Annotated in this window: 19 protein-coding genes; 17 read left to right on the top strand and 2 right to left on the bottom strand. The window is 71.9% G+C overall.

Features of this window, described 5'->3' with window-relative positions; all coding sequences use genetic code 11:
• Positions 1-12 precede the first annotated feature (12 nt).
• Positions 13-1,368: a replication-associated recombination protein A gene (locus ACZ56V_RS26720; RefSeq protein ID WP_104634805.1), complete on the top strand. Its 1,356-nt coding sequence runs from the start codon at positions 13-15 to the stop codon at positions 1,366-1,368.
• Positions 1,369-1,662: 294 nt separating this feature from the next.
• Positions 1,663-2,277, top strand: coding sequence for a 30S ribosomal protein S4 (rpsD, locus tag ACZ56V_RS26715; RefSeq protein WP_003977321.1), 615 nt, complete (start codon positions 1,663-1,665; stop codon positions 2,275-2,277).
• A gap of 45 nt (positions 2,278-2,322) precedes the next feature.
• Here rpsD and ACZ56V_RS26710 read toward each other — a convergent pair whose 3' ends face one another.
• On the bottom strand, positions 2,323-4,512 hold the full coding sequence (locus ACZ56V_RS26710; RefSeq protein WP_468945747.1) for an ATP-binding protein: 2,190 nt from the start codon (positions 4,510-4,512) through the stop codon (positions 2,323-2,325).
• 164 nt (positions 4,513-4,676) lie between these two features.
• Between ACZ56V_RS26710 and ACZ56V_RS26705 the strand changes: the two genes are divergently transcribed.
• The 13 genes from ACZ56V_RS26705 (at position 4,677) to nusB (ending at position 18,203) form a co-directional block, all read left to right on the top strand.
• Positions 4,677-5,126: a DUF948 domain-containing protein gene (locus ACZ56V_RS26705; protein WP_076973493.1), complete on the top strand. Its 450-nt coding sequence runs from the start codon at positions 4,677-4,679 to the stop codon at positions 5,124-5,126.
• Positions 5,127-5,133: 7 nt separating this feature from the next.
• Entirely contained in the window at positions 5,134-5,496 is a 363-nt protein-coding gene (locus ACZ56V_RS26700) for a hypothetical protein (protein WP_398917143.1), read from the top strand.
• Positions 5,496-8,168, top strand: a complete 2,673-nt coding sequence (gene alaS, locus ACZ56V_RS26695; protein WP_398917141.1) for an alanine--tRNA ligase — start codon at positions 5,496-5,498, stop codon at positions 8,166-8,168. The genes ACZ56V_RS26700 and alaS overlap by 1 nt, the downstream gene beginning before the upstream one ends.
• 35 nt (positions 8,169-8,203) lie before the next feature.
• Entirely contained in the window at positions 8,204-8,668 is a 465-nt protein-coding gene (gene ruvX, locus ACZ56V_RS26690; protein ID WP_356365170.1) for a Holliday junction resolvase RuvX, read from the top strand.
• A gap of 128 nt (positions 8,669-8,796) precedes the next feature.
• A complete protein-coding gene (mltG, locus tag ACZ56V_RS26685) occupies positions 8,797-10,554 on the top strand; it encodes an endolytic transglycosylase MltG (RefSeq protein WP_398917139.1) in 1,758 nt (585 codons plus the stop codon).
• Positions 10,535-11,374 carry a shikimate dehydrogenase gene (locus ACZ56V_RS26680; protein ID WP_398917138.1) on the top strand — a complete coding sequence of 280 codons (840 nt, stop codon included), beginning with the start codon at positions 10,535-10,537 and terminating at the stop codon, positions 11,372-11,374. The genes mltG and ACZ56V_RS26680 overlap by 20 nt, the downstream gene beginning before the upstream one ends.
• A gap of 47 nt (positions 11,375-11,421) precedes the next feature.
• The gene (locus ACZ56V_RS26675) at positions 11,422-11,742 is read left to right on the top strand and encodes a hypothetical protein (RefSeq protein WP_468945742.1); all 321 of its coding nucleotides are present in this window, start codon (positions 11,422-11,424) and stop codon (positions 11,740-11,742) included.
• A 199-nt stretch (positions 11,743-11,941) separates the two neighbouring features.
• Positions 11,942-13,126, top strand: coding sequence for a chorismate synthase (gene aroC, locus ACZ56V_RS26670; protein WP_356365112.1), 1,185 nt, complete (start codon positions 11,942-11,944; stop codon positions 13,124-13,126).
• The gene (gene aroB, locus ACZ56V_RS26665; RefSeq protein WP_398917134.1) at positions 13,123-14,769 is read left to right on the top strand and encodes a 3-dehydroquinate synthase; all 1,647 of its coding nucleotides are present in this window, start codon (positions 13,123-13,125) and stop codon (positions 14,767-14,769) included. The genes aroC and aroB overlap by 4 nt, the downstream gene beginning before the upstream one ends.
• 167 nt (positions 14,770-14,936) lie before the next feature.
• Positions 14,937-15,833, top strand: coding sequence for a Pro-rich N-terminal domain-containing protein (locus ACZ56V_RS26660; RefSeq protein ID WP_398917132.1), 897 nt, complete (start codon positions 14,937-14,939; stop codon positions 15,831-15,833).
• A gap of 202 nt (positions 15,834-16,035) precedes the next feature.
• Positions 16,036-17,142: an aminopeptidase P family protein gene (locus tag ACZ56V_RS26655; protein ID WP_356365107.1), complete on the top strand. Its 1,107-nt coding sequence runs from the start codon at positions 16,036-16,038 to the stop codon at positions 17,140-17,142.
• Between the two features lie 63 nt (positions 17,143-17,205).
• Positions 17,206-17,772 carry an elongation factor P gene (efp, locus tag ACZ56V_RS26650; RefSeq protein ID WP_356365105.1) on the top strand — a complete coding sequence of 189 codons (567 nt, stop codon included), beginning with the start codon at positions 17,206-17,208 and terminating at the stop codon, positions 17,770-17,772.
• A gap of 2 nt (positions 17,773-17,774) precedes the next feature.
• On the top strand, positions 17,775-18,203 hold the full coding sequence (nusB, locus tag ACZ56V_RS26645) for a transcription antitermination factor NusB (RefSeq protein ID WP_087810361.1): 429 nt from the start codon (positions 17,775-17,777) through the stop codon (positions 18,201-18,203).
• Positions 18,204-18,315: 112 nt separating this feature from the next.
• Here the strand turns inward: nusB and bldD are convergent, their stop codons facing one another.
• On the bottom strand, positions 18,316-18,819 hold the full coding sequence (bldD, locus tag ACZ56V_RS26640) for a transcriptional regulator BldD (RefSeq protein ID WP_003977337.1): 504 nt from the start codon (positions 18,817-18,819) through the stop codon (positions 18,316-18,318).
• A gap of 297 nt (positions 18,820-19,116) precedes the next feature.
• Between bldD and pyrR the strand changes: the two genes are divergently transcribed.
• Positions 19,117-19,686 (top strand): bifunctional pyr operon transcriptional regulator/uracil phosphoribosyltransferase PyrR, encoded by a 570-nt coding sequence (gene pyrR / locus ACZ56V_RS26635; RefSeq protein WP_059299521.1) that lies wholly within the window; start codon positions 19,117-19,119, stop codon positions 19,684-19,686.
• 112 nt (positions 19,687-19,798) lie between these two features.
• Entirely contained in the window at positions 19,799-20,779 is a 981-nt protein-coding gene (locus ACZ56V_RS26630; protein ID WP_398917128.1) for an aspartate carbamoyltransferase catalytic subunit, read from the top strand.
• The last annotated feature ends 2 nt before the right edge of the window (positions 20,780-20,781 follow it).

Below are 20,781 nucleotides of genomic sequence, written 5' to 3'. Positions count from 1 at the left end.
AGGGTTCAGAGCGTGGAGCCCGATCTGTTCACCGCCGCAGCCGAAGAACGCCAGGAGAAGGACCCGACCGGCAGCCCCCTCGCCGTGCGGATGCGCCCGCGCACCCTTGACGAGGTCGTCGGCCAGCAGCACCTGCTCAAACCCGGATCCCCCCTGCGCCGCCTGGTCGGCGAGGGCGCGTCCGGCCCCGCGGGACCCTCCTCGGTCATCCTCTGGGGCCCGCCGGGCACCGGCAAGACCACCCTGGCGTACGTCGTCTCCAAGGCCACCAACAAGCGGTTCGTGGAGCTGTCGGCGATCACCGCGGGCGTCAAGGAGGTCCGCGCGGTCATCGACGGCGCCCGCCGCGCGGTCGGCGGGTACGGCAAGGAGACCGTCCTCTTCCTCGACGAGATCCACCGCTTCAGCAAGGCCCAGCAGGACTCCCTGCTCCCGGCCGTCGAGAACCGCTGGGTCACCCTGATCGCCGCCACCACCGAGAACCCGTACTTCTCGGTGATCTCCCCGCTGCTCTCCCGCTCCCTCCTGCTCACCCTCGAACCCCTCACCGACGACGACGTGCGGGACCTGCTGCGCCGCGCCCTGAGCGACGAGCGCGGCCTGAAGGACGCCGTCACGCTCCCCGAGGACACTGAGGAACACCTGCTGCGCATCGCCGGCGGCGACGCCCGCCGCGCGCTCACCGCGCTGGAGGCCGCAGCCGGAGCCGCGCTGGACAAGGGAGAGCCGGAGATCTCCCTGACCACGCTGGAGGAGACGGTCGACCGCGCCGCGGTGAAGTACGACCGGGACGGTGACCAGCACTACGACGTCGCCAGCGCACTGATCAAGTCCATCCGCGGCTCCGACGTCGACGCCGCCCTGCACTACCTGGCCCGGATGATCGAGGCCGGCGAGGACCCCCGCTTCATCGCCCGGCGCCTGATGATCTCCGCCAGCGAGGACATCGGCCTGGCCGACCCCAACGCGCTGCAGATCGCCGTAGCCGCCGCCCAGGCCGTCGCCATGATCGGCTTCCCCGAGGCCGCCCTCACCCTCAGCCACGCCACCATCGCCCTGGCGCTGGCCCCCAAGTCCAACGCCGCGACCACCGCCATCGGCGCCGCCCTGGAGGACGTGCGCAAGGGGCACGCCGGCCCGGTCCCCGCCCATCTGCGCGACAGCCACTACAAGGGCGCCGGCAAGCTGGGGCACGGGCAGGGGTACGTGTACCCGCACGACCTGCCCGAGGGCATCGCCGCCCAGCAGTACGCCCCGGACGGGCTGAAGGAGCGGACGTACTACACGCCGACCCGGCACGGCGCCGAGGCCCGGTACGCGGACGCGGTGGAGTGGACCCGCGGGCACCTCGGTCGCAAGCCGTCCTGAGCAGCCTGTAGACTCCCTCGGAGTGCCGTGTCCCGTGCAGTCAGAACGGGACGACCGGCCGGAACCCTCGCGGGTTCCAGGAGCGTCGCGCACCGTCGATGGTGTCGCGGGCAGCCCACCACCACCCGGCTTCCGGGAGCGGTCGGTGGGCCACTCGCGTGCTGCACGTATGTGCCCAGACCAGGGGAGCGGCTGCCCGGCAGGTCCCGAGCGGACCCGGCGGGTTTCCCCGGCTGCGGATTGCGACCTCCCTCAACCCTGACAAGCCGGAAACCTAGAGAAGAGACACAGACAGTGGCGAACCAGCCCCGCCCCAAGGTCAAGAAGTCGCGTGCCCTCGGCATCGCGCTGACCCCGAAGGCCGTCAAGTACTTCGAGGCCCGCCCCTACCCGCCGGGTGAGCACGGCCGCGGCCGCAAGCAGAACTCGGACTACAAGGTCCGTCTGCTCGAGAAGCAGCGTCTGCGCGCGCAGTACGACCTCAGCGAGCGCCAGCTCGTCCGCGCCTACGAGCGTGCCTCCAAGACCAACATGAAGACCGGCGAGGCCCTGGTCATCGAGCTCGAGCGCCGTCTCGACGCGCTGGTCCTGCGTTCGGGCATCGCCCGCACGATCTACCAGGCCCGCCAGATGGTCGTGCACGGCCACATCCAGGTCAACGGCCAGAAGGTCGACAAGCCGTCCTTCCGCGTCCGCCCGGACGACGTCGTGCAGGTGCGCGAGCGCTCCAAGGAGAAGACGCTCTTCACCATCGCCCGCGAGGGTGGCTTCGCCCCCGACGGCGAGACCCCGCGCTACCTCCAGGTGAACCTCAAGGCCCTGGCGTTCCGCCTGGACCGCGAGCCGAACCGCAAGGAGATCCCGGTGATCTGCGACGAGCAGCTCGTCGTCGAGTACTACGCCCGCTGATCCAGCGGACACGCCGAAACGAGCAGGCGCAGTACCAGCGGTACCTCAGCCCGCCGTCTCCCCGCCCTTCCGGGTGGGTGAGGCGGCGGGCTTCGCCGTCCGGGTGCCCGCCGCGGCCCGCCCCCCGGCCGTCGGGCGCGGCCCCGGCAGCGAGACCGGCACCCCGGGCCGGCGCAGCGCCCGCGCCACCGCCTCCCGGCGGCCCAGCCGCGTCCCGTGCCGTACGCACTCCTCGTAGCGCTCGTCGCCCAGCTGGTCCCGGGACGCCGTCTCGCACAGCTCGTGCGGGGCGTTGTAGTGCGCCGAGCCGAACAGCGGCAGCCCCACCGACGGCCACATCCGCGCCGCCGCGCCCTGCAGCACCGCCGCCTCCGCCGCGTCCCCCTCCGCCACCGTGACCAGGGCGAGCAGCTCCACCGCCAGCACCGAGCCCAGCTGGTCGCGGAAGCGGTGCGCACTGCCCAGGCAGTCGGCCAGCAGCTCGCGGGCGCGCACCGGCTCGCCGTCGCTCCAGGCCGCGTAGGCCAGCACGTACAGGGCGTATCCCCGCGCCCAGCGCTCGCCGTGGTCCTCGCACACCTGGCGCACGTCCTCGCACAGGCGCACCGCGTCCGGCAGATCGCCCTGGAACGCCCGCGTCATCGCCAGTTCCACCTGGCCCATCAGCACATTGCTGTTGAGTTCGCCGATCTCCCGGTAGCGGCGCAGCGCGGAGCGCAGGAGCGATTCAGCGCGCGGCATGTCGTCCGTGACCAGTGCCAGACAGCCTGTGCGGTGCTCCGCGTACGCCGCCGCCGTCGGGTTCGCCGACCGCTCGGCCTCCTCCCGGCACTCCTGGAGCGCCGCCAGCGCTGGGACCGTGTCGCCCTGGAGGATCGCCACGTAGGCGAGCACCCACAGCGCCTTCAGCCGGGACTGCTCGCCCGCCGTCGGCTCCGCGTCCAGCCGCACCGCCTGCTCCAGCCAGTGCCGCCCCTCCGACAGCCGTCCGCAGCCGACCCAGTGGAACCACAGGGCGCCCGCCAGGTACTGGCCCAGGTGGGCACCGTCCGGCTCGTCCAGACAGTGCTCCAGGGCGCTGCGCAGATTCGGCAGCTCGGCGTCCACCCGCGCGGCGACCTCGCCCTGGCGCGGCGAGAACCACTCCAGCTCGCACCAGGTCGCCAGGCCCACGTACCAGTCCCGGTGCCGCCGCCGCAGCCGGTCCGCGTCCCCCGTCGCCTCCAGCCAGTCGGCGCCGTACGCCCGTACCGTGTCGAGCATCCGGTAGCGCACCCCGGCCGGCGTCTCCTCGCGGGTCAGCACGGACTGCGCGAGCAGCGCGGAGAGGACGTCGAGCACGTCGTCGGCCGGCAGCCCGTCCCCGCTGCACACGTACTCGGCGGCCTCCAGGTCGAACGGCCCGGCGAACACCGAGAGCCGCGCCCACAGCAGCCGCTCCGGCGGCGTGCACAGCTCGTGGCTCCAGCCGATCGCCGTGCGCAGCGTCCGGTGCCGGGGCAGCGCGGTGCGGTCCCCGCCGGTCAGCAGCCGGAACCGGTCGTCGAGGCGGCGCAGCACCTGGCCCGGCGACAGCGCGCCCAGGCGCCCCGCCGCCAGCTCGATCGCCAGCGGGATCCCGTCCAGCCGCCGGCACAGCTCGCGCACCTCCCGCTGGTCCGCGTCCGGGTCGGCGGCGTAACCGCAGGTGACGCTCCGCTGCCCGGCCCGGACCGTCAGCAGCTCCATCGCCTCCTCCGTCCCCAGCGGCGCCAGCGGGACGAGCCGCTCCCCGGCCACGCCCAGCGGCCTGCGCCCCACCGCCAGCACCCGCAGCCCCGGGGCACGGCCGAGCAGGTCGGTCACCAGCGCCGCGCAGGCGTCGACCAGGTGCTCGACCCCGTCCAGGAGCAGCAGCAGCTCCCGCTCGGCCAGGTGCGCGAGCAGCGTCTCGCGGGGCAGCCGGGTCGTGTGGTCGGTCAGGCCCAGCGCCTCCACGACCGCGTAGTCGACGAACTCCTCGTCCCGCACCGGCGCCAGTTGCACCCGCCACACCCCGTCCCGGGGCGAGCGGCGCGCGGCCGCCCGCGCGGCCAGCCGGGACTTGCCGACGCCACCGGCGCCGGTGACGGTCACCAGCCGTGCGGAGTCCAGCGCCCTGGCCAGCTCCGCCAGTTGTGCCCCTCTGCCCACGAACGTGTCGAGTTCCAGCGGTAGATTGCCGTGCGGGATGCCGTCGCGCCGATGGTCTCGCATGAACACGGAGCGTACTGAACCATATTCACTCCGTACAATCGCTTCACCGAACCCGACCGCACCGCGCCGCGCGGGACGGGGAATGCGGTACGGAGCCCCGCGCCCGGCGCGATAGGCTCGGTGCACGACTTTCCCGATGTTCAGGCACGTCTTTCAGGGAGCGGGTGCACACAGTGTCCGGTGGCGAGGTGGCCGGGATCCTGGTGGCCGTCTTCTGGGCGATCCTGGTCTCCTTCCTCGCCGTCGCACTGGCGAGGCTGGCCCAGACGCTCAGGACGACCACCAAACTCGTGGCGGACGTGACCGACCAGGCCGTCCCGCTGCTGGCCGACGCCTCCGCGGCGGTGCGCAGCGCGCAGACCCAGATCGACCGGGTCGACGCGATCGCCTCCGACGTCCAGGAGGTCACCTCGAACGCCTCCGCGCTGTCCACCACCGTGGCCTCCACCTTCGGCGGCCCGCTGGTCAAGGTCGCGGCGTTCGGGTACGGCGTGCGCCGGGCACTCGGCGGTCGCAAGGAGGACATGTCCGCCCCGGCTGCCCAGGCACGGCGCACGGTGATCGTGGGCCGCACGCTCCCGGCCGCGCGGCGGACGAAGCGGAAGAAGGGCTGACCGAGCGATGTTCCGCCGTACGTTCTGGTTCGGCACCGGCATGGCCGCCGGTGTGTGGGCCACCACCAAGGTCAACCGGAAGCTCAAGCAGCTCACCCCCGACAGCCTCGCCGCCACCGCGGCGAACAAGGCGCTCGACGTGGGCACCCGGGTCAGGGACCGCGCGGTGGGTTTCGCGCTCGACGTCCGCGACAACATGGCCCAGCGGGAGGCCGAACTGGACGACGCGCTGGGCCTGAACGCCCCCGTCGACCGGGGACTCGCCGCCCCCGGGCGTCCCCACGCCATCGAGAACAGCGACAGCAGCAACCCGAAGTACGTCGTCGACGACAGGACGACGCACTCGTACAACCGGAATGAGGACCACTGATGGAGTCGGCCGAGATTCGTCGCCGCTGGTTGAGCTTCTTCGAGGAGCGCGGTCACACCGTCGTCCCTTCGGCGTCGCTCATCGCGGACGACCCGACTCTGCTCCTCGTCCCGGCCGGCATGGTGCCCTTCAAGCCCTACTTCCTGGGTGAGGTCAAGCCGCCCTTCGACCGCGCCACCAGCGTCCAGAAGTGCGTGCGCACGCCCGACATCGAAGAGGTCGGCAAGACCACCCGCCACGGCACCTTCTTCCAGATGTGCGGCAACTTCTCCTTCGGTGACTACTTCAAGGAAGGCGCTATCAAGTACGCCTGGGAGCTGCTCACCAGCCCCCAGGACAAGGGCGGTTACGGCCTCGACCCCGAGCGCCTGTGGATCACCGTGTACAAGGACGACGACGAGGCCGAGCGCATCTGGCACGACGTCGTGGGCGTCCCCTCCGAGCGCATCCAGCGTCTCGGCAAGAAGGACAACTACTGGTCCATGGGCGTCCCCGGCCCCTGCGGACCCTGCTCCGAGATCAACTACGACCGCGGCCCCGAGTTCGGCGTCGAGGGCGGCCCCGCCGTCAACGACGAGCGGTACGTGGAGATCTGGAACCTCGTCTTCATGCAGTACGAGCGGGGCGAGGGCATCGGCAAGGAGGAGTTCGAGATCCTCGGCGAACTGCCGAGCAAGAACATCGACACCGGCCTCGGCCTGGAACGCCTCGCCATGATTCTGCAGGGCGTGCAGAACATGTACGAGATCGACACCTCCATGGCCGTCATCAAGAAGGCCACCGAACTGACCGGCGTGGCCTACGGCGACGCCCAGGCCTCGGACGTGTCCCTGCGCGTGGTCACCGACCACATGCGCACCTCCGTGATGCTCATCGGCGACGGCGTCACCCCCGGCAACGAGGGCCGCGGCTACGTGCTGCGCCGCATCATGCGCCGCGCCATCCGCAACATGCGGCTCCTCGGCGCCACCGGTCCGGTCGTCAAGGACCTCATCGACGTCGTGATCGAGATGATGGGGCAGCAGTACCCCGAGCTGATCACCGACCGCGAGCGCATCGAGAAGGTCGCCCTCGCCGAGGAGAACGCCTTCCTCAAGACGCTGAAGGCCGGCACCAACATCCTCGACACCGCCGTCAGCGACACCAAGGCCGCGGGCGGCAGCGTCCTCGCCGGTGACAAGGCGTTCCTGCTCCACGACACCTGGGGCTTCCCGATCGACCTCACCCTGGAGATGGCCGCCGAGCAGGGGCTCTCCGTGGACGAGGACGGCTTCCGCCGCCTGATGAAGGAGCAGCGGGAGCGCGCCAAGGCCGACGCCCAGGCGAAGAAGACCGGTCACGCCGGTGCTGGTGCCTACCGGGAGATCGCCGACAAGGCCGGCGCCACCGACTTCGTCGGCTACACCGACACCGAGAGCGAGTCCACGATCGTCGGCATCCTCGTCGACGGCGCCTCCTCCCCGGCCGCCACCGAGGGCGACGAGGTCGAGATCGTCCTGGACCGCACCCCGTTCTACGCCGAGGGCGGCGGCCAGATCGGCGACACCGGCCGGATCCGGGTCGACACCGGCGCCGTGATCGAGGTCCGCGACTGCCAGAAGCCGGTCCCGGGCGTCTACGTCCACAAGGGTGTCGTCCAGGTCGGCGAGGTCACCGTCGGTGCCAAGGCCCAGGCCTCCATCGACGACCGCCGCCGCAAGGCCATCGCCCGCGCCCACTCGGCCACCCACCTCACCCACCAGGCCCTGCGCGACGCTCTCGGCCCGACGGCCGCGCAGGCCGGTTCCGAGAACCAGCCCGGCCGCTTCCGCTTCGACTTCGGTTCGCCGTCCGCCGTGCCGACGGCGGTGATGACCGACGTCGAGCAGAAGATCAACGAGGTGCTCGCCCGCGACCTCGACGTACGCGCCGACGTCATGGGCATCGACGAGGCCAAGAAGCAGGGCGCCATCGCCGAGTTCGGCGAGAAGTACGGCGAGCGCGTGCGCGTCGTGACCATCGGCGACTTCTCCAAGGAGCTGTGCGGCGGCACCCACGTGCACAACACCGCCCAGCTCGGCCTGGTCAAGCTGCTCGGCGAGTCGTCCATCGGCTCGGGCGTGCGCCGCATCGAGGCCCTCGTCGGCGTGGACGCCTACAACTTCCTCGCCCGCGAGCACACGGTCGTCGCCCAGCTCCAGGAGCTGATCAAGGGACGCCCGGAGGAGCTGCCGGAGAAGGTCTCCGCCATGCTCGGCAAGCTCAAGGACGCCGAGAAGGAGATCGAGAAGTTCCGCGCCGAGAAGGTCCTCCAGGCCGCCGGCGGCCTCGCCGACTCCGCCAAGGACGTGCGCGGCGTGGCCCTGGTGACCGGGCAGGTCCCCGACGGCACCACCGCCGACGACCTGCGCAAGCTGGTCCTCGACGTGCGCGGCCGCATCCAGGGCGGCCGGGCCGCCGTCGTGGCCCTGTTCACGACGGTCAACGGCAAGCCCCTCACGGTCATCGCCACCAACGAGGCCGCCCGCGAGCGCGGTCTCAAGGCCGGTGACCTGGTGCGCACCGCCGCCAAGACCCTCGGCGGCGGCGGTGGGGGCAAGCCGGACGTCGCCCAGGGCGGCGGCCAGAACCCGGCCGCCATCGGCGAGGCCGTCGACGCCGTCGAGCGCCTCGTGGCGGACACCGCCAAGTGAGCACGCCCGAGAACGGCCGGACGGACGGCCCGGTGATGCGCCGCGGCCGCCGCCTGGCCGTCGACGTCGGCGACGCCCGGATCGGGGTCGCCTCCTGCGACCCCGACGGCATCCTCGCCACCCCGGTGGAGACCGTCCCCGGCCGCGACGTCCCGGCCGCGCACCGGCGCCTGAGGCACCTGGTCGCGGAGTACGAGCCCATCGAGGTCGTCGTCGGCCTCCCTCGCTCCCTCAAGGGGGGCGAGGGCCCGGCCGCGGCCAAGGTCAGGCGCTTCGCGCAGGAGCTGGCCCGCGGCATCGCCCCGGTCCCGGTCCGGCTCGTCGACGAGCGGATGACGACGGTCACCGCCAGCCAGGGGCTGCGCGCCTCGGGAGTGAACTCCAAGAAGGGCCGGTCCGTCATCGACCAGGCCGCCGCTGTGATCATCCTTCAGCAGGCCCTCGAATCCGAACGGGTGTCAGGCAGGCCACCCGGCGAGGGCGTCGAAGTGGTCATCTGATCGCGGTACGGTAACGTTCCGCGCGATGCGGAGGCATTCGAACAGCCACCGCACAGCAAGAGGCGGAACGGAAGCGAGCCCTTCGGCACAGGTCGCGCCCCCCGTCGCCTCGCGGCTCTAGGGGATCGATGACTGAGTATGGCCGGGGCCCTGGCTCCGAACCGTGGCATCCCGAGGACCCGTTGTACGGGGACGGCGGATGGGGCGGACAGCAGGCCCATGCGGGTCAGCAGTCCCCCTACGGCGGCCAGCCGCAGCAGTATCCGGAGCAGCAGCAGGCGCAGCAGGGTCACGGCGACTGGAGCAACGGCGGCCAGTCGTCGTACGACGGCGGGCAGCCGCAGTACGACCAGTACGGCCACCAGCACCCCGAGCCGCAGTACGACCAGTACGGTCAGCAGTACGACCAGCAGCAGTACGACCAGCACCAGTACGGTCAGCAGCAGTACGACCAGCAGTACGCGCCCCAGGCCCAGCCGCAGCAGGTCCACGACAACGGCTGGGGCGCCGGCGCACACCCCCAGGCGCAGTACCCGGCCGACCCGTCCGACCCCTACGGACAGCAGGCCGGCGGCTACGGTGCCGAGCAGCCCGACTTCTACGGCACCCCCGAGGCGTACCCGCCGCCGGAACCGCCCACCCGCCGGCGCGCCGAGCCCGAGCCGCAGCGCACCGACTGGGACCCCGGTCCCGACGAGGGGGAGCACGCCTTCTTCGCGGGCGGGGACGCCGACGAGGACGACGCGCCGGGCGACGGCCGGGGCGGTCGTGAGGACCGCAGGTCCCGGGGCGGCGGCAAGCCCAAGAAACGCCGCAGCGGATGCGCCTGCCTGGTGGTGTGCCTGGTGCTCGGCGGCGGTGTGGCAGGTGTCGGATATTTCGGGTACCAGTTTTACCAGGATCGTTTCGGCACGGCCCCGGACTTCGCGGGCGACGGCAACGGCGAGCAGGTGACCGTCACCATCCCCAAGGGCGCGGGCGGCTCCACGATCGGCCAGGAACTCAAGCGGCAGGGCGTGGTGAAGAGCGTCGACGCCTTCATCGCCGCCCAGCAGAGCAACCCGCGCGGCAAGAGCATCCAGGACGGCGTGTACACGCTGCAGAAGGAGATGTCGGCCGACAGCGCGGTCGAGCTCCTGCTCAGCCCGAAGAGCCGCAGCAACCTGATCATCGCCGAGGGCAAGCGCAACGCCGCCGTCTACGAGCTCATCGACAAGCGCCTCGGAGTGAAGGCGGGCACCACCGCCGAGGTCGCCAAGTCCGAGTACAAGGAACTCGGCCTGCCCGAGTGGGCGCTGAACCACAAGGGCGTCAAGGACCCCCTGGAGGGCTTCCTCTATCCGTCCAGCTACTCGGCGGCCAAGGGGCAGAAGCCCGAGGACGTGCTCAAGCAGATGGTGGCACGTGCCAGCGAGCAGTACGAGAAGATCGGCCTCGAGGAGAAGGCGGAGGGCCTGGGCCTCAAGGGCCCGTGGGAGCTGCTCACCGCCGCGAGCCTGGTGCAGGCGGAGGGCAAGACGCACGACGACTTCCGCAAGATGGCCGAGGTCATCTACAACCGGCTCAAGGAGTCCAACACCGAGACGAACCAGAAGCTCCAGTTCGACTCGACGTTCAACTACCTGATGGGCCAGAGCAAGATCCACATCAGCGAGTCCGAGATCAACAGCAACATGGACCCGTACAACACCTACACCAATCGGGGCCTGCCGCCCGGGCCCATCGGCAACCCCGGCGACGAGGCCCTGCAAGCGGCGCTCAACCCCACCACGGACGGCTGGATCTACTTCGTGGCCACCGACGGCGTGGAGAAGACCGAGTTCGCCAAGACCCACGACGAGTTCCTGAAGCTGAAGGACAAGTTCGATGCCAGCTCCGGCGACTGACCGGCGCAGGGCCGCCGTACTCGGCTCCCCGATCGCCCACTCCCTCTCTCCGGTGCTGCACCGCGCCGCCTACGCGGAGCTGGGCCTCACCGACTGGACGTACGACCGCTTCGACGTCGACGAGGCGGCGCTGCCCGGCTTCTTCGAGGAGCTGGGGTCCGAGTGGGCGGGGCTGTCGCTGACCATGCCGCTCAAGCGGGCGGTGATCCCGCTGCTCGACTCGGTCAGCGAGACCGCGGCCTCCGTGGACGCGGTGAACACCGTCGTGTTCGGGGAGGACGGCCACAAGGCCGGCGACAACACCGACATCCCCGGCATCGTCGCCGCCCTGCGCGAGCACGGCATCGAGAAGACCGAGACCGCCGCGGTCCTCGGCGCCGGGGCCACCGCGTCCTCCGCGCTGGCCGCACTGGCCCGGATCTGCACCGGCGAGATCGCCGTCTACGTGCGCAGCGCGGCACGCGCCGACGAGATGCGGGGCTGGGCTGAGCGGCTGGACGTCGACGTGCGCATCGCGGACTGGGCGGACGCCGAGGAGGCGCTGCACGCCCCGCTGGTCGTGGCCACCACGCCGGCCGGCGCCACCGACACCCTCGCCGCCGCCGTCCCCGAGCGGCCCACCACCCTCTTCGACGTGCTCTACGATCCCTGGCCCACCGCGCTCGCCGCCCGCTGGTCGGCGTACGGCGGTGCCGTCGTCAGCGGCCTCGACCTGCTGCTCCACCAGGCGGTGCTCCAGGTGGAGCAGATGACCGGCCGGGCTCCCGCGCCGCTGGCCGCCATGCGAAAAGCGGGGGAGCACGCGCTCGCGGATCGCTAGGATCCCTCCGGTTCCGCAGGGGGCGGAACGGGAGGGGAAGACGATCCATGTACACAGGCGTGCCGCTGGCCTCGGCCAAGTCCCAGATCTTCGAGGCCGTCCTGGGCTTCCTGCCCGACTGGGTGCAGATCACGGTGCTCGCCCTGATCGTGCTCGCCGTCGTCGCGAGCTGGGGGGTCAAGGCGCGGCGCGGGATCGCCCGGCGGCGCGCGAGTCGGGCGGGCCTGGCCCTGCCCGGGGCGGCGCGGCAGGGCCAGGGCACCGGCGCCGACCACCTCGGTCCCTACGCTCCGGGGCGGCGGCAGGAGAGCGGCGCCGACTTCCTCGGCTCCTACGCTCCGCCGCGGCAGGGCGACCGACCCGCCTGACACCGCCCGGGTTCGTCCGCGGGCCCGTGCGCGCGCGTCCGCCCGCGCGTCCGGGAAATGGACCGGCGACCGGGTCCGGCGGCCGAACGTGGGAGGATCGGAGGCGGCGGACCGGGGCCGCGCACCCGGTCGGACCGTCGCGTACGCGGAGAAGACACGTACGCGGGGCATACCGGGGCGCGAGCACTGAGGAGCACCGTTGAGCAGGTTGCGCTGGCTGACCGCGGGGGAGTCCCACGGTCCCGCACTCGTCGCGACGCTGGAGGGACTGCCCGCCGGCGTGCCGATCACCACCGAGATGGTGGCGGACCACCTGGCGAGGCGGCGGCTCGGTTACGGGCGCGGTGCGCGGATGAAGTTCGAGCGCGACGAGGTCACCTTCCTCGGCGGCGTCCGGCACGGTCTGACCATGGGCTCCCCGGTCGCCGTCATGGTCGGCAACACCGAGTGGCCCAAGTGGGAGCAGGTCATGTCGGCCGACCCGGTGGACCCGGAGGTGCTGGCCGGTCTCGCGCGCAACGCCCCGCTGACCCGGCCGCGCCCCGGTCACGCGGACCTCGCCGGCATGCAGAAGTACGGCTTCGACGAGGCCCGGCCGATCCTGGAGCGCGCCTCGGCCCGGGAGACGGCGGCGCGGGTCGCGCTGGGCGCGGTGGCCCGGTCGTACCTCAAGGAGACGACCGGCGTCGAGATCGTCAGCCATGTCGTCGAGCTGGCCTCGGTGAAGGCGCCGCACGGTGTGTACCCGACGCCGGCCGACGTGGAGAGGCTGGACGCCGACCCGGTGCGCTGCCTGGACGCGGACGCGTCGAAGGCGATGGTCGCCGAGATCGACCAGGCCCACAAGGACGGCGACACGCTCGGCGGCGTCGTCGAGATCCTCGCCTACGGCGTACCGGTGGGCCTCGGCTCCCACGTCCACTGGGACCGCAAGCTCGACGCGCGCCTCGCGGGCGCCCTCATGGGCATCCAGGCGATCAAGGGCGTCGAGCTCGGCGACGGCTTCGAGCTGGCCCGCGTGCCCGGGTCCCAGGCCCACGACGAGATCGTGAGCACGCAGGACGGCATCCGCCGGGTCTCCGGCCGCTCCGGCGGCACCGAGGGCGGCCTCACCACCGGTGAGCTGCTGCGGGTGCGCGCCGCGATGAAGCCGATCGCGACCGTGCCGCGCGCCCTGAAGACCGTGGACGTGACCACCGGCGAGGCCGCGCAGGCCCACCACCAGCGCTCCGACGTGTCCGCGGTCCCCGCCGCCGGAATCGTCGCCGAGGCCATGGTGGCCCTCGTCCTCGCCGACGCCGTGGCGGAGAAGTTCGGCGGCGACAGCGTGACCGAGACCCGCCGCAACGTCACCTCCTACCTCGACAACCTGGCCATCCGATGAGCGCACCGCTGATCGTCCTGGTCGGCCCGATGGGCGTCGGCAAGTCCACCGTCGGGCAGCTGCTCGCCGACCGGCTGGGCACGGGCTACCGGGACACGGACGAGGACATCGTCGCCGCCCAGGGCCGGGCCATCGCCGAGATCTTCGTGGACGAGGGCGAGGCCGCCTTCCGGGCCCTGGAGAAGGAGGCCGTGCGCGCCGCGCTCGCCGAGCACGACGGCGTCCTCGCCCTCGGCGGCGGCGCGATCCTCGACGCCGACACGCGGGCGCTGCTCGCCGGACAGCGGGTCGTCTACCTTTCGATGGACGTCGAGGAGGCCGTCAAGCGCACCGGCCTGAACGCGGCGCGTCCGCTGCTCGCGGTCAACCCGCGCAAGCAGTGGCGCGAGCTGATGGAGGCGCGCCGGCACCTCTACGAGGAGGTCGCCGCGGCCGTCGTGACCACGGACGGCCGCACGCCGGAAGAAGTCACCCAAGCCGTCCTGGAAGCAGTGGAGTTGAAGACCGTATCTCCCGGGGGACAACCCCCGGACCCCCGGCCGGAGGACGCTGTGGTGAACGACGTGACAAGGATCCAGGTCGGCGGCACCGCGGGATCCGACCCCTACGAGGTCCTGGTGGGCCGTCAGCTCCTGGGCGAGCTGGGCGGCCTGATCGGTGCCAAGGCCAAGCGGGTCGCGGTGATCCACCCCGAGGCGCTCGCCGAGACCGGTGACGCGCTGCGCGGCGACCTCGCCGCGCAGGGCTACGAGGCGATCGCCATCCAGGTGCCCAACGCCGAGGAGGCCAAGACCGCCGAGGTCGCCGCGTACTGCTGGAAGGCGCTCGGCCAGTCCGGGTTCACGCGTACCGACGTCATCGTCGGGGTCGGCGGCGGTGCCAGCACCGACCTGGCCGGGTTCGTCGCCGCGACCTGGCTGCGCGGGGTGCGCTGGATCGCCGTCCCCACCACGGTGCTGGCCATGGTGGACGCGGCCGTGGGCGGCAAGACCGGCATCAACACCGCCGAGGGCAAGAACCTCGTCGGCTCCTTCCACCCGCCGGCCGGTGTCCTGTGCGACCTGGCCGCCCTGGACTCGCTGCCGGTCAACGACTACGTCTCGGGCCTCGCCGAGGTCATCAAGGCCGGCTTCATCGCCGACCCGGTGATCCTGGACCTGATCGAGTCCGACCCGCAGGCCGCGCGCACCCCGGCCGGACCGCACACCGCCGAGCTGATCGTGCGTTCCATCAAGGTCAAGGCCGAGGTCGTCTCGTCCGACCTCAAGGAAGCGGGCCTCAGGGAGATCCTCAACTACGGCCACACCCTGGGCCACGCCATCGAGAAGAACGAGCGCTACAAGTGGCGGCACGGCGCCGCCGTGTCGGTCGGCATGCACTTCGCCGCCGAACTCGGCCGCCTCGCGGGCCGCCTGGACGACGCCACCGCCGACCGCCACCGCAGCATCCTCGAAGCGGTCGGCCTCCCGCTGCACTACCGCCACGACCAGTGGCCCAAGCTGGTCGAGAACATGAAGCTCGACAAGAAGTCGCGCGGCGATCTGCTGCGCTTCATCGTCCTGGACGGCCTCGCCAAGCCCACCGTCCTGGAGGGCCCCGACCCGGCCGTCCTCCTCGCCGCCTACGGCGAGGTGGGCGAGTAGTACCCCGGTGCGCCGTTCCGCCCGATTCGCCGTGCGGGACGGGCACTTCGGGCCGCCCCCGGCCGTTCACCAAACGACGGCCGGGGGCGGTACCGTTCGGTAGCAAGACGGCGGGCCCCCTTCCCGCCGCCAGCGCCCATCGCCTGTACGAGACGGAGTGGCACCGGATGCAGCACCCAGTGGGTTCTCCGCTGCCGCCGCCCCACCAGCCGGGGCACGGACCGGCCCTCGGCTGGTCCCCGGCCGCACACCACCCTGGCCCGCCCCAGGGACCCGCCCCCGTACCGCCTGCCGCGCCGGGGTACCCCACGGCGCCGCGGCAGGCCCCCACCGCGCACCCGGGACCCGTCCCGGCACCGCACCAGCCGGCCCCCGCCCCGGCACCCCATCAGCCGGCCCCCGCCCCGCCCGCGCCGGACACCACCGGGCATGTGCCGCTGCCGCCCGGCGGCCCGGTGGCCGTGCCCGCCGTGCCCCCCGCCACGGCCGCCGCGCCCGACCCCACCACGACCACCCTCGCGGTGCTGCTCATCGGCCCCGCGGGCGCGGGCAAGACCAGCGTGGCCAAGTACTGGGCGGACCACCGCCGGGTCCCGACCGCGCACATCAGCCTCGACGACGTCCGTGAATGGGTCCGCTCCGGCTTCGCCGACCCCCAGACCGGATGGAACGAGCACTCGGAGGCGCAGTACCGCCTCGCCCGCCGCACCTGCGGTTTCTCCGCGCGCAACTTCCTCGCCAACGGCATCTCCTGCATCCTCGACGACGCGGTCTTCCCGGACCGCCCGGTCGTCGGCCTCGGAGGCTGGAAGCGGCACGTCGGCCCCGGCCTGCTCCCGGTCGTGCTCCTGCCGGGTCTGGACATCGTCCTGGAGCGCAACGCCGAACGCAGCGGCAACCGACGCCTCACCGACGAGGAGGTCGCCCGCATCCACGGCCGCATGGCCGGCTGGTACGGCTCCGGCCTCCCCATCATCGACAACTCCCAACTCGACATCCCGGAAACCGCCCACCTCCTCGACGAGGTCCTCTCCCGCTCGATAGCGAGCCCGCCGAACTGGTAAGAGAGGGGACCGCGCCCACCCAGGGGGCGCGGGGCTGTATCGACATGCGGCTCCGCCGCGGGGGTGCGACCAGCCCCCACCGGGCGGTCGGACGCCACACGACAAGAAGCCCCACCCCGCTGGGCGCACCCCGCATCTCCCGGCCCCGCCCACTCGGCCCACCCAAGCGGCGCCCCCACCGGCGGAGCCATACGCTCGGCTCATGTCAGAGGTCTACGCGGCCCGCCGGACGCGCCTACGGGAACGCTGCAACGCGGGCGGCAGCGCGGCGGCGCTCGTCTCCCGGCCCGCCAACGTGCGCTATCTCGCGGGCGCCGCCCCGCACGGCGCCGTGCTGCTCCTCGGCAGGACCGAGGACCTGCTGGTCTGCTCGGGGCCGCCCGACGACCGGCCGACCGAGGGCCGTCCCGACGAGTCGCTCCAGGTCCGCACCCTGCCCGGCCCCGGCGGTGATCCGGCCGTCACGGCCACCGGCCTCGCCGCGGACCAGGGCGCCGAGTCCCTCGCCACGGAGGACCACCACCTCACCGTGGTCCGGCACCGCGCCATGCGCTCGGTCGCGCCGACGCTGCGTCTGACGGACCTGGGTCAGGCCGTGGAGCAGCTCCGGGTCGTCAAGGACGAGGAGGAGATCTCCTGCCTGCGCATCGGCGCCGAGATCGCCGACCAGGCGCTCGGCGAGCTCCTGGAGTCCATCCTGGTCGGCCGCACCGAGCGGCACCTCGCCCTGGAGCTGGAACGCCGCCTCGTCGACCACGGCGCGGACGGCCCCGCCTTCCCCACCTCCGTCGGCACCGGCCCGAACTCGGGACGCCGCGGCCACCGGCCCACCGACCGCCGGGTGGAGGAGGGCGACTTCCTCTCCGTGTGCCTGGGCGCGACGTACCGCGGTTACCGCTGCGAGATCGGCCGTACGTTCGTCATCGGCACCTCGCCGGCCGACTGGCAGATCGAGCTGTACGACCTCGTCTTCGCCGCCCAGCGGGCCGGACGTGAGGCCCTCGCACCCGGCGCCGCCTGCCGTGATGTGGACCGTGCGGCCCGCCAGGCACTGGACTCGGCGGGGTACGCGGAGAACCTCCCGGCACTCACCGGTCACGGTGTCGGACTCGAAATCGACGAGGACCCTCAATTGGCCCCCGCGGCCATGGGTAAACTGGACGCTTGTGTGCCGGTCACCGTCGAACCGGGGGTCCACCTCCCGGGCCGGGGCGGGGTCCGGATCGATGACACGCTCGTCGTGCGCCCCGAGGCGGACGGCGGACCCGAGCTACTCACCATCACGACCAAGGAGCTGCTCGCGCTCTAGCCTTGCGCTGCGCGTACGCTCCCGGGTCGTCCACGTCAGTCCAGTCCAGGAGATTCCGCAACCGTGGCTTCCACGAACGACCTCAAGAACGGCCTGGTGCTCAAGCTCGAAGGCGGCCAGCTCTGGTCCGTCGTCGAGTTCCAGCACGTCAAGCCCGGCAAGGGCCCGGCCTTCGTGCGCACCAAGCTCAAGAACGTGCTTTCCGGCAAGGTGGTCGACAAGACCTTCAACGCCGGCGTCAAGGTCGAGACGGCCACTGTCGACAAGCGTGACATGCAGTTCTCGTACATGGACGGCGACTACTTCGTCTTCATGGACATGGAGACGTACGACCAGCTGATGATCGACCGCAAGGTCGTCGGTGACGCCGCCAACTTCCTCATCGAGGGCTTCGAGGCCACCGTCGCGCAGCACGAGGGCGAGGTGCTCTTCGTCGAGCTGCCGGCCGCCGTCGAGCTGACCGTCAAGGAGACCGAGCCCGGCGTCCAGGGCGACCGCTCCACCGGCGGCACCAAGCCCGCCATCCTGGAGACCGGTCACCAGATCAACGTGCCGCTCTTCATCACCACCGGTGAGAAGATCAAGGTCGACACCCGTACGAGCGACTACCTCGGCCGGGTGAACAGCTAACCGTGGCTGCTCGCAACACGGCCCGCAAGCGCGCCTTCCAGATCCTCTTCGAGGGCGACCAGCGCGGCGCCGACGTCCTGACGGTGCTCGCCGACTGGGTCCGGCACTCCCGGTCCGACACCCGGCAGCCGCCGGTCAGCGAGTACACGATGGAGCTGGTCGAGGGCTACGCCGAGCGCGCCAAGCGCATCGACGAGCTGATCGCCCAGTACTCGGTCGACTGGACGCTGGACCGGATGCCGGTCGTCGACCGCAACATCCTGCGCCTGGGCGCGTACGAGCTGCTCTGGGTCGACGCGACCCCGGACGCCGTCGTCCTGGACGAGATGGTGCAGCTGGCGAAGGAGTTCTCCACCGACGAGTCGCCCGCGTTCGTCAACGGCCTGCTGGGCCGGCTGAAGGACCTCAAGCCCTCGCTGCGCCGGGAGTAGCTCCACGAGCCGTGCCCGCGCCGCACACACGCAAGAAACCGCCGGGGTGGGCGGAACCGAACGAACGGTTCCGGCCACCCCGGCGGCACGTTTCTGCTGAGGCGGTGGGGGCTCAGAGCTCGTCGTGGGACGCCACCGCGCGACGCGCGTCCGCGTCCAGGACGCCCCAGCTGATCAGCTGCTCGGTGAGGACCGAGGGCGACTGGTCGTAGATGACGGCGAGTGTGCGCAGGTCGTCCTGGCGGATCGAGAGCACCTTGCCGTTGTAGTCACCGCGCTGCGACTGGATCGTGGCCGCGTACCGCTGGAGCGGGCCCGCCTTCTCGGCCGGCACGGTGGCCAGCCGCTCCAGGTCCAGGACCAGCTTCGGCGGCGGCTCGGCGGCACCGCCGGGGGTGGTGCCCGGCAGCAGCTCCTGCACGGGGACGCCGTAGAAGTCCGCCAGCTCGGCGAGGCGCTGCACGGTCACGGCGCGGTCGCCGCGCTCGTACGAACCGACCACGACGGCCTTCCAGCGGCCCTGGGACTTCTCCTCGACACCGTGGAGGGAAAGGCCCTGCTGGGTGCGGATGGCCCGGAGCTTGGCCCCGAGCTGTTTGGCGTATTCGCTGGACATATGGCTCCCCGGACAAGGTGTCGACGCGGCAGGCTCTGTTGTCGGCCGCGCGGCTGGTAACTCACTGTGAGGTTACGCAGCGTTACTCTCCTGCGTCAAGCCGAATGGTCCGCACCGACTCTTCCGTGGTATTCGCCGTCCGTTGGGCCGAGCGGGTGATCGGGGTGCGGCAGAAGGGTGACGGGGGAGTCCCAGGGGGGCCGTCGGAGAGGTTCTGTGAGCCTGCTACCGTAGGTGGCGCATATCCGACGTCCTTTAAGATCCGTCCCGTGAGGCGGAGAAGGGGGTCCGTTTCGTATGGACAAGCAGCAGGATGCCCGGCCCGTTCTCGAAGGGCCCGACATCGCGCGGGTACTGACCCGCATCGCCCACGAGATCGTCGAACGCGCCAAGGGCGCCGACGACGTGGTGCTCCTCGGCATCCCGACCCGCGGCGTCTTTCTCGCCCGGCGGCTCGCGGACAAACTGGAGCAGATCACCGAGCGCAAGATGCCGGTCGGCTCGCTCGACATCACCATGTACCGCGACGACCTGCGCATGCACCCGCCGCGTGCCCTGGCGCGCACCGAGATCCCCGGTGACGGCATCGACGGCCGCCTCGTCGTCCTCGTCGACGACGTGCTCTTCTCCGGCCGCACCATCCGCGCCGCCCTCGACGCGCTGAACGACATCGGCCGCCCGCGCGCGGTGCAGCTCGCCGTCCTCGTCGACCGCGGCCACCGCGAACTGCCCATCCGCGCCGACTACGTCGGCAAGAACCTCCCGACGTCGCTGCGGGAGACGGTCAAGGTCCAGCTCGCCGAGGAGGACGGTCGCGACACCGTGCTGCTCGGTGCCAAGCCGGACGCCCCGGGCGCCCACCCGTAGCACCCCGCGTACGCGCCCGCCCGTGCCGTACGCCTGTTCGGCGCGCCTCCGTGCGCCCGGCCGCCCGAATTATCCCGCTCTTCCGCATGACTCGCCCTACGGAGCCTGACAGATGCAGCGTCATCTCATCTCGGCCGCCGACCTCACCCGCGACGACGCCGTCCTGATCCTCGACACCGCCGAGGAGATGGCCCGGGTCGCGGACCGGCCGATCAAGAAACTGCCCACCCTGCGCGGCCGTACCGTCGTGAACCTCTTCTTCGAGGACTCCACCCGGACCCGGATCTCCTTCGAGGCCGCCGAGAAGCGCCTGTCCGCGGACGTCATCAACTTCACCGCCAAGGGCTCCAGCGTCTCCAAGGGCGAGTCCCTCAAGGACACCGCCCAGACCCTGGAGGCGATGGGCGTCGACGCCGTCGTCATCCGGCACAGCGCGTCCGGCGCCCCCTACCGCCTGGCCACCTCCGGCTGGATCGACGCCGCCGTGGTCAACGCCGGGGACGGCACCCACCAGCACCCCACCCAGGCCCTGCTCGACGCCTTCACCATGCGCCGCCGGCTGGTCGGCCGCGACACCGGGCTCGGCAAGGACCTGGACGGCCGCCGGATCACCCTCGTCGGAGACATCCTGCACAGCCGCGTCGCCCGCTCCAACGTCGACCTGCTGCACACCCTCGGCGCCGAGGTCACCCTCGTCGCCCCGCCCACCCTGCTGCCCGTCGGCGTCGAGACCTGGCCCTGCGAGGTCTCCTACGACCTCGACTCCACGCTGCCCAAGTCCGACGCGGTGATGCTGCTGCGCGTGCAGCGCGAGCGGATGAACGCCGCGTTCTTCCCCACCGAGCGCGAGTACTCCCGCCGCTACGGCCTCGACGGCGACCGCATGGCGAGGATGCCCGACCACGCCATCGTGATGCACCCCGGCCCGATGGTGCGCGGCATGGAGATCACCGCCGAGGTCGCCGACTCCGACCGCTGCACCGTCGTCGAGCAGGTCACCAACGGTGTCTCCATCCGGATGGCCGTCCTCTACCTGCTGCTCGGCGGCAACGAGCCCGCCGTGTCCCACGCCCGCCCCACCGAGGAGAAGTAAGA

This window comes from Streptomyces sp. NPDC034099 (assembly GCF_055575415.1).
The sequence above is the reverse complement of the archived record's forward strand: the minus strand, read 5'-3'. Positions and strand labels throughout refer to the sequence as shown.

Coding starts and splice junctions, on each gene's coding strand:
- ACZ56V_RS26710 (WP_468945747.1), bottom strand. CDS start 4,512: ATGCGAGACCATCGGCGCGACGGCATCCCGCACGGCAATCTACCGCTG.
- ACZ56V_RS26700 (WP_398917143.1), top strand. CDS start 5,134: ATGTTCCGCCGTACGTTCTGGTTCGGCACCGGCATGGCCGCCGGTGTG.
- alaS (WP_398917141.1), top strand. CDS start 5,496: ATGGAGTCGGCCGAGATTCGTCGCCGCTGGTTGAGCTTCTTCGAGGAG.
- ruvX (WP_356365170.1), top strand. CDS start 8,204: ATGCGCCGCGGCCGCCGCCTGGCCGTCGACGTCGGCGACGCCCGGATC.
- mltG (WP_398917139.1), top strand. CDS start 8,797: ATGACTGAGTATGGCCGGGGCCCTGGCTCCGAACCGTGGCATCCCGAG.
- ACZ56V_RS26680 (WP_398917138.1), top strand. CDS start 10,535: ATGCCAGCTCCGGCGACTGACCGGCGCAGGGCCGCCGTACTCGGCTCC.
- ACZ56V_RS26675 (WP_468945742.1), top strand. CDS start 11,422: ATGTACACAGGCGTGCCGCTGGCCTCGGCCAAGTCCCAGATCTTCGAG.
- aroB (WP_398917134.1), top strand. CDS start 13,123: ATGAGCGCACCGCTGATCGTCCTGGTCGGCCCGATGGGCGTCGGCAAG.
- ACZ56V_RS26660 (WP_398917132.1), top strand. CDS start 14,937: ATGCAGCACCCAGTGGGTTCTCCGCTGCCGCCGCCCCACCAGCCGGGG.
- ACZ56V_RS26655 (WP_356365107.1), top strand. CDS start 16,036: ATGTCAGAGGTCTACGCGGCCCGCCGGACGCGCCTACGGGAACGCTGC.
- bldD (WP_003977337.1), bottom strand. CDS start 18,819: ATGTCCAGCGAATACGCCAAACAGCTCGGGGCCAAGCTCCGGGCCATC.
- pyrR (WP_059299521.1), top strand. CDS start 19,117: ATGGACAAGCAGCAGGATGCCCGGCCCGTTCTCGAAGGGCCCGACATC.
- ACZ56V_RS26630 (WP_398917128.1), top strand. CDS start 19,799: ATGCAGCGTCATCTCATCTCGGCCGCCGACCTCACCCGCGACGACGCC.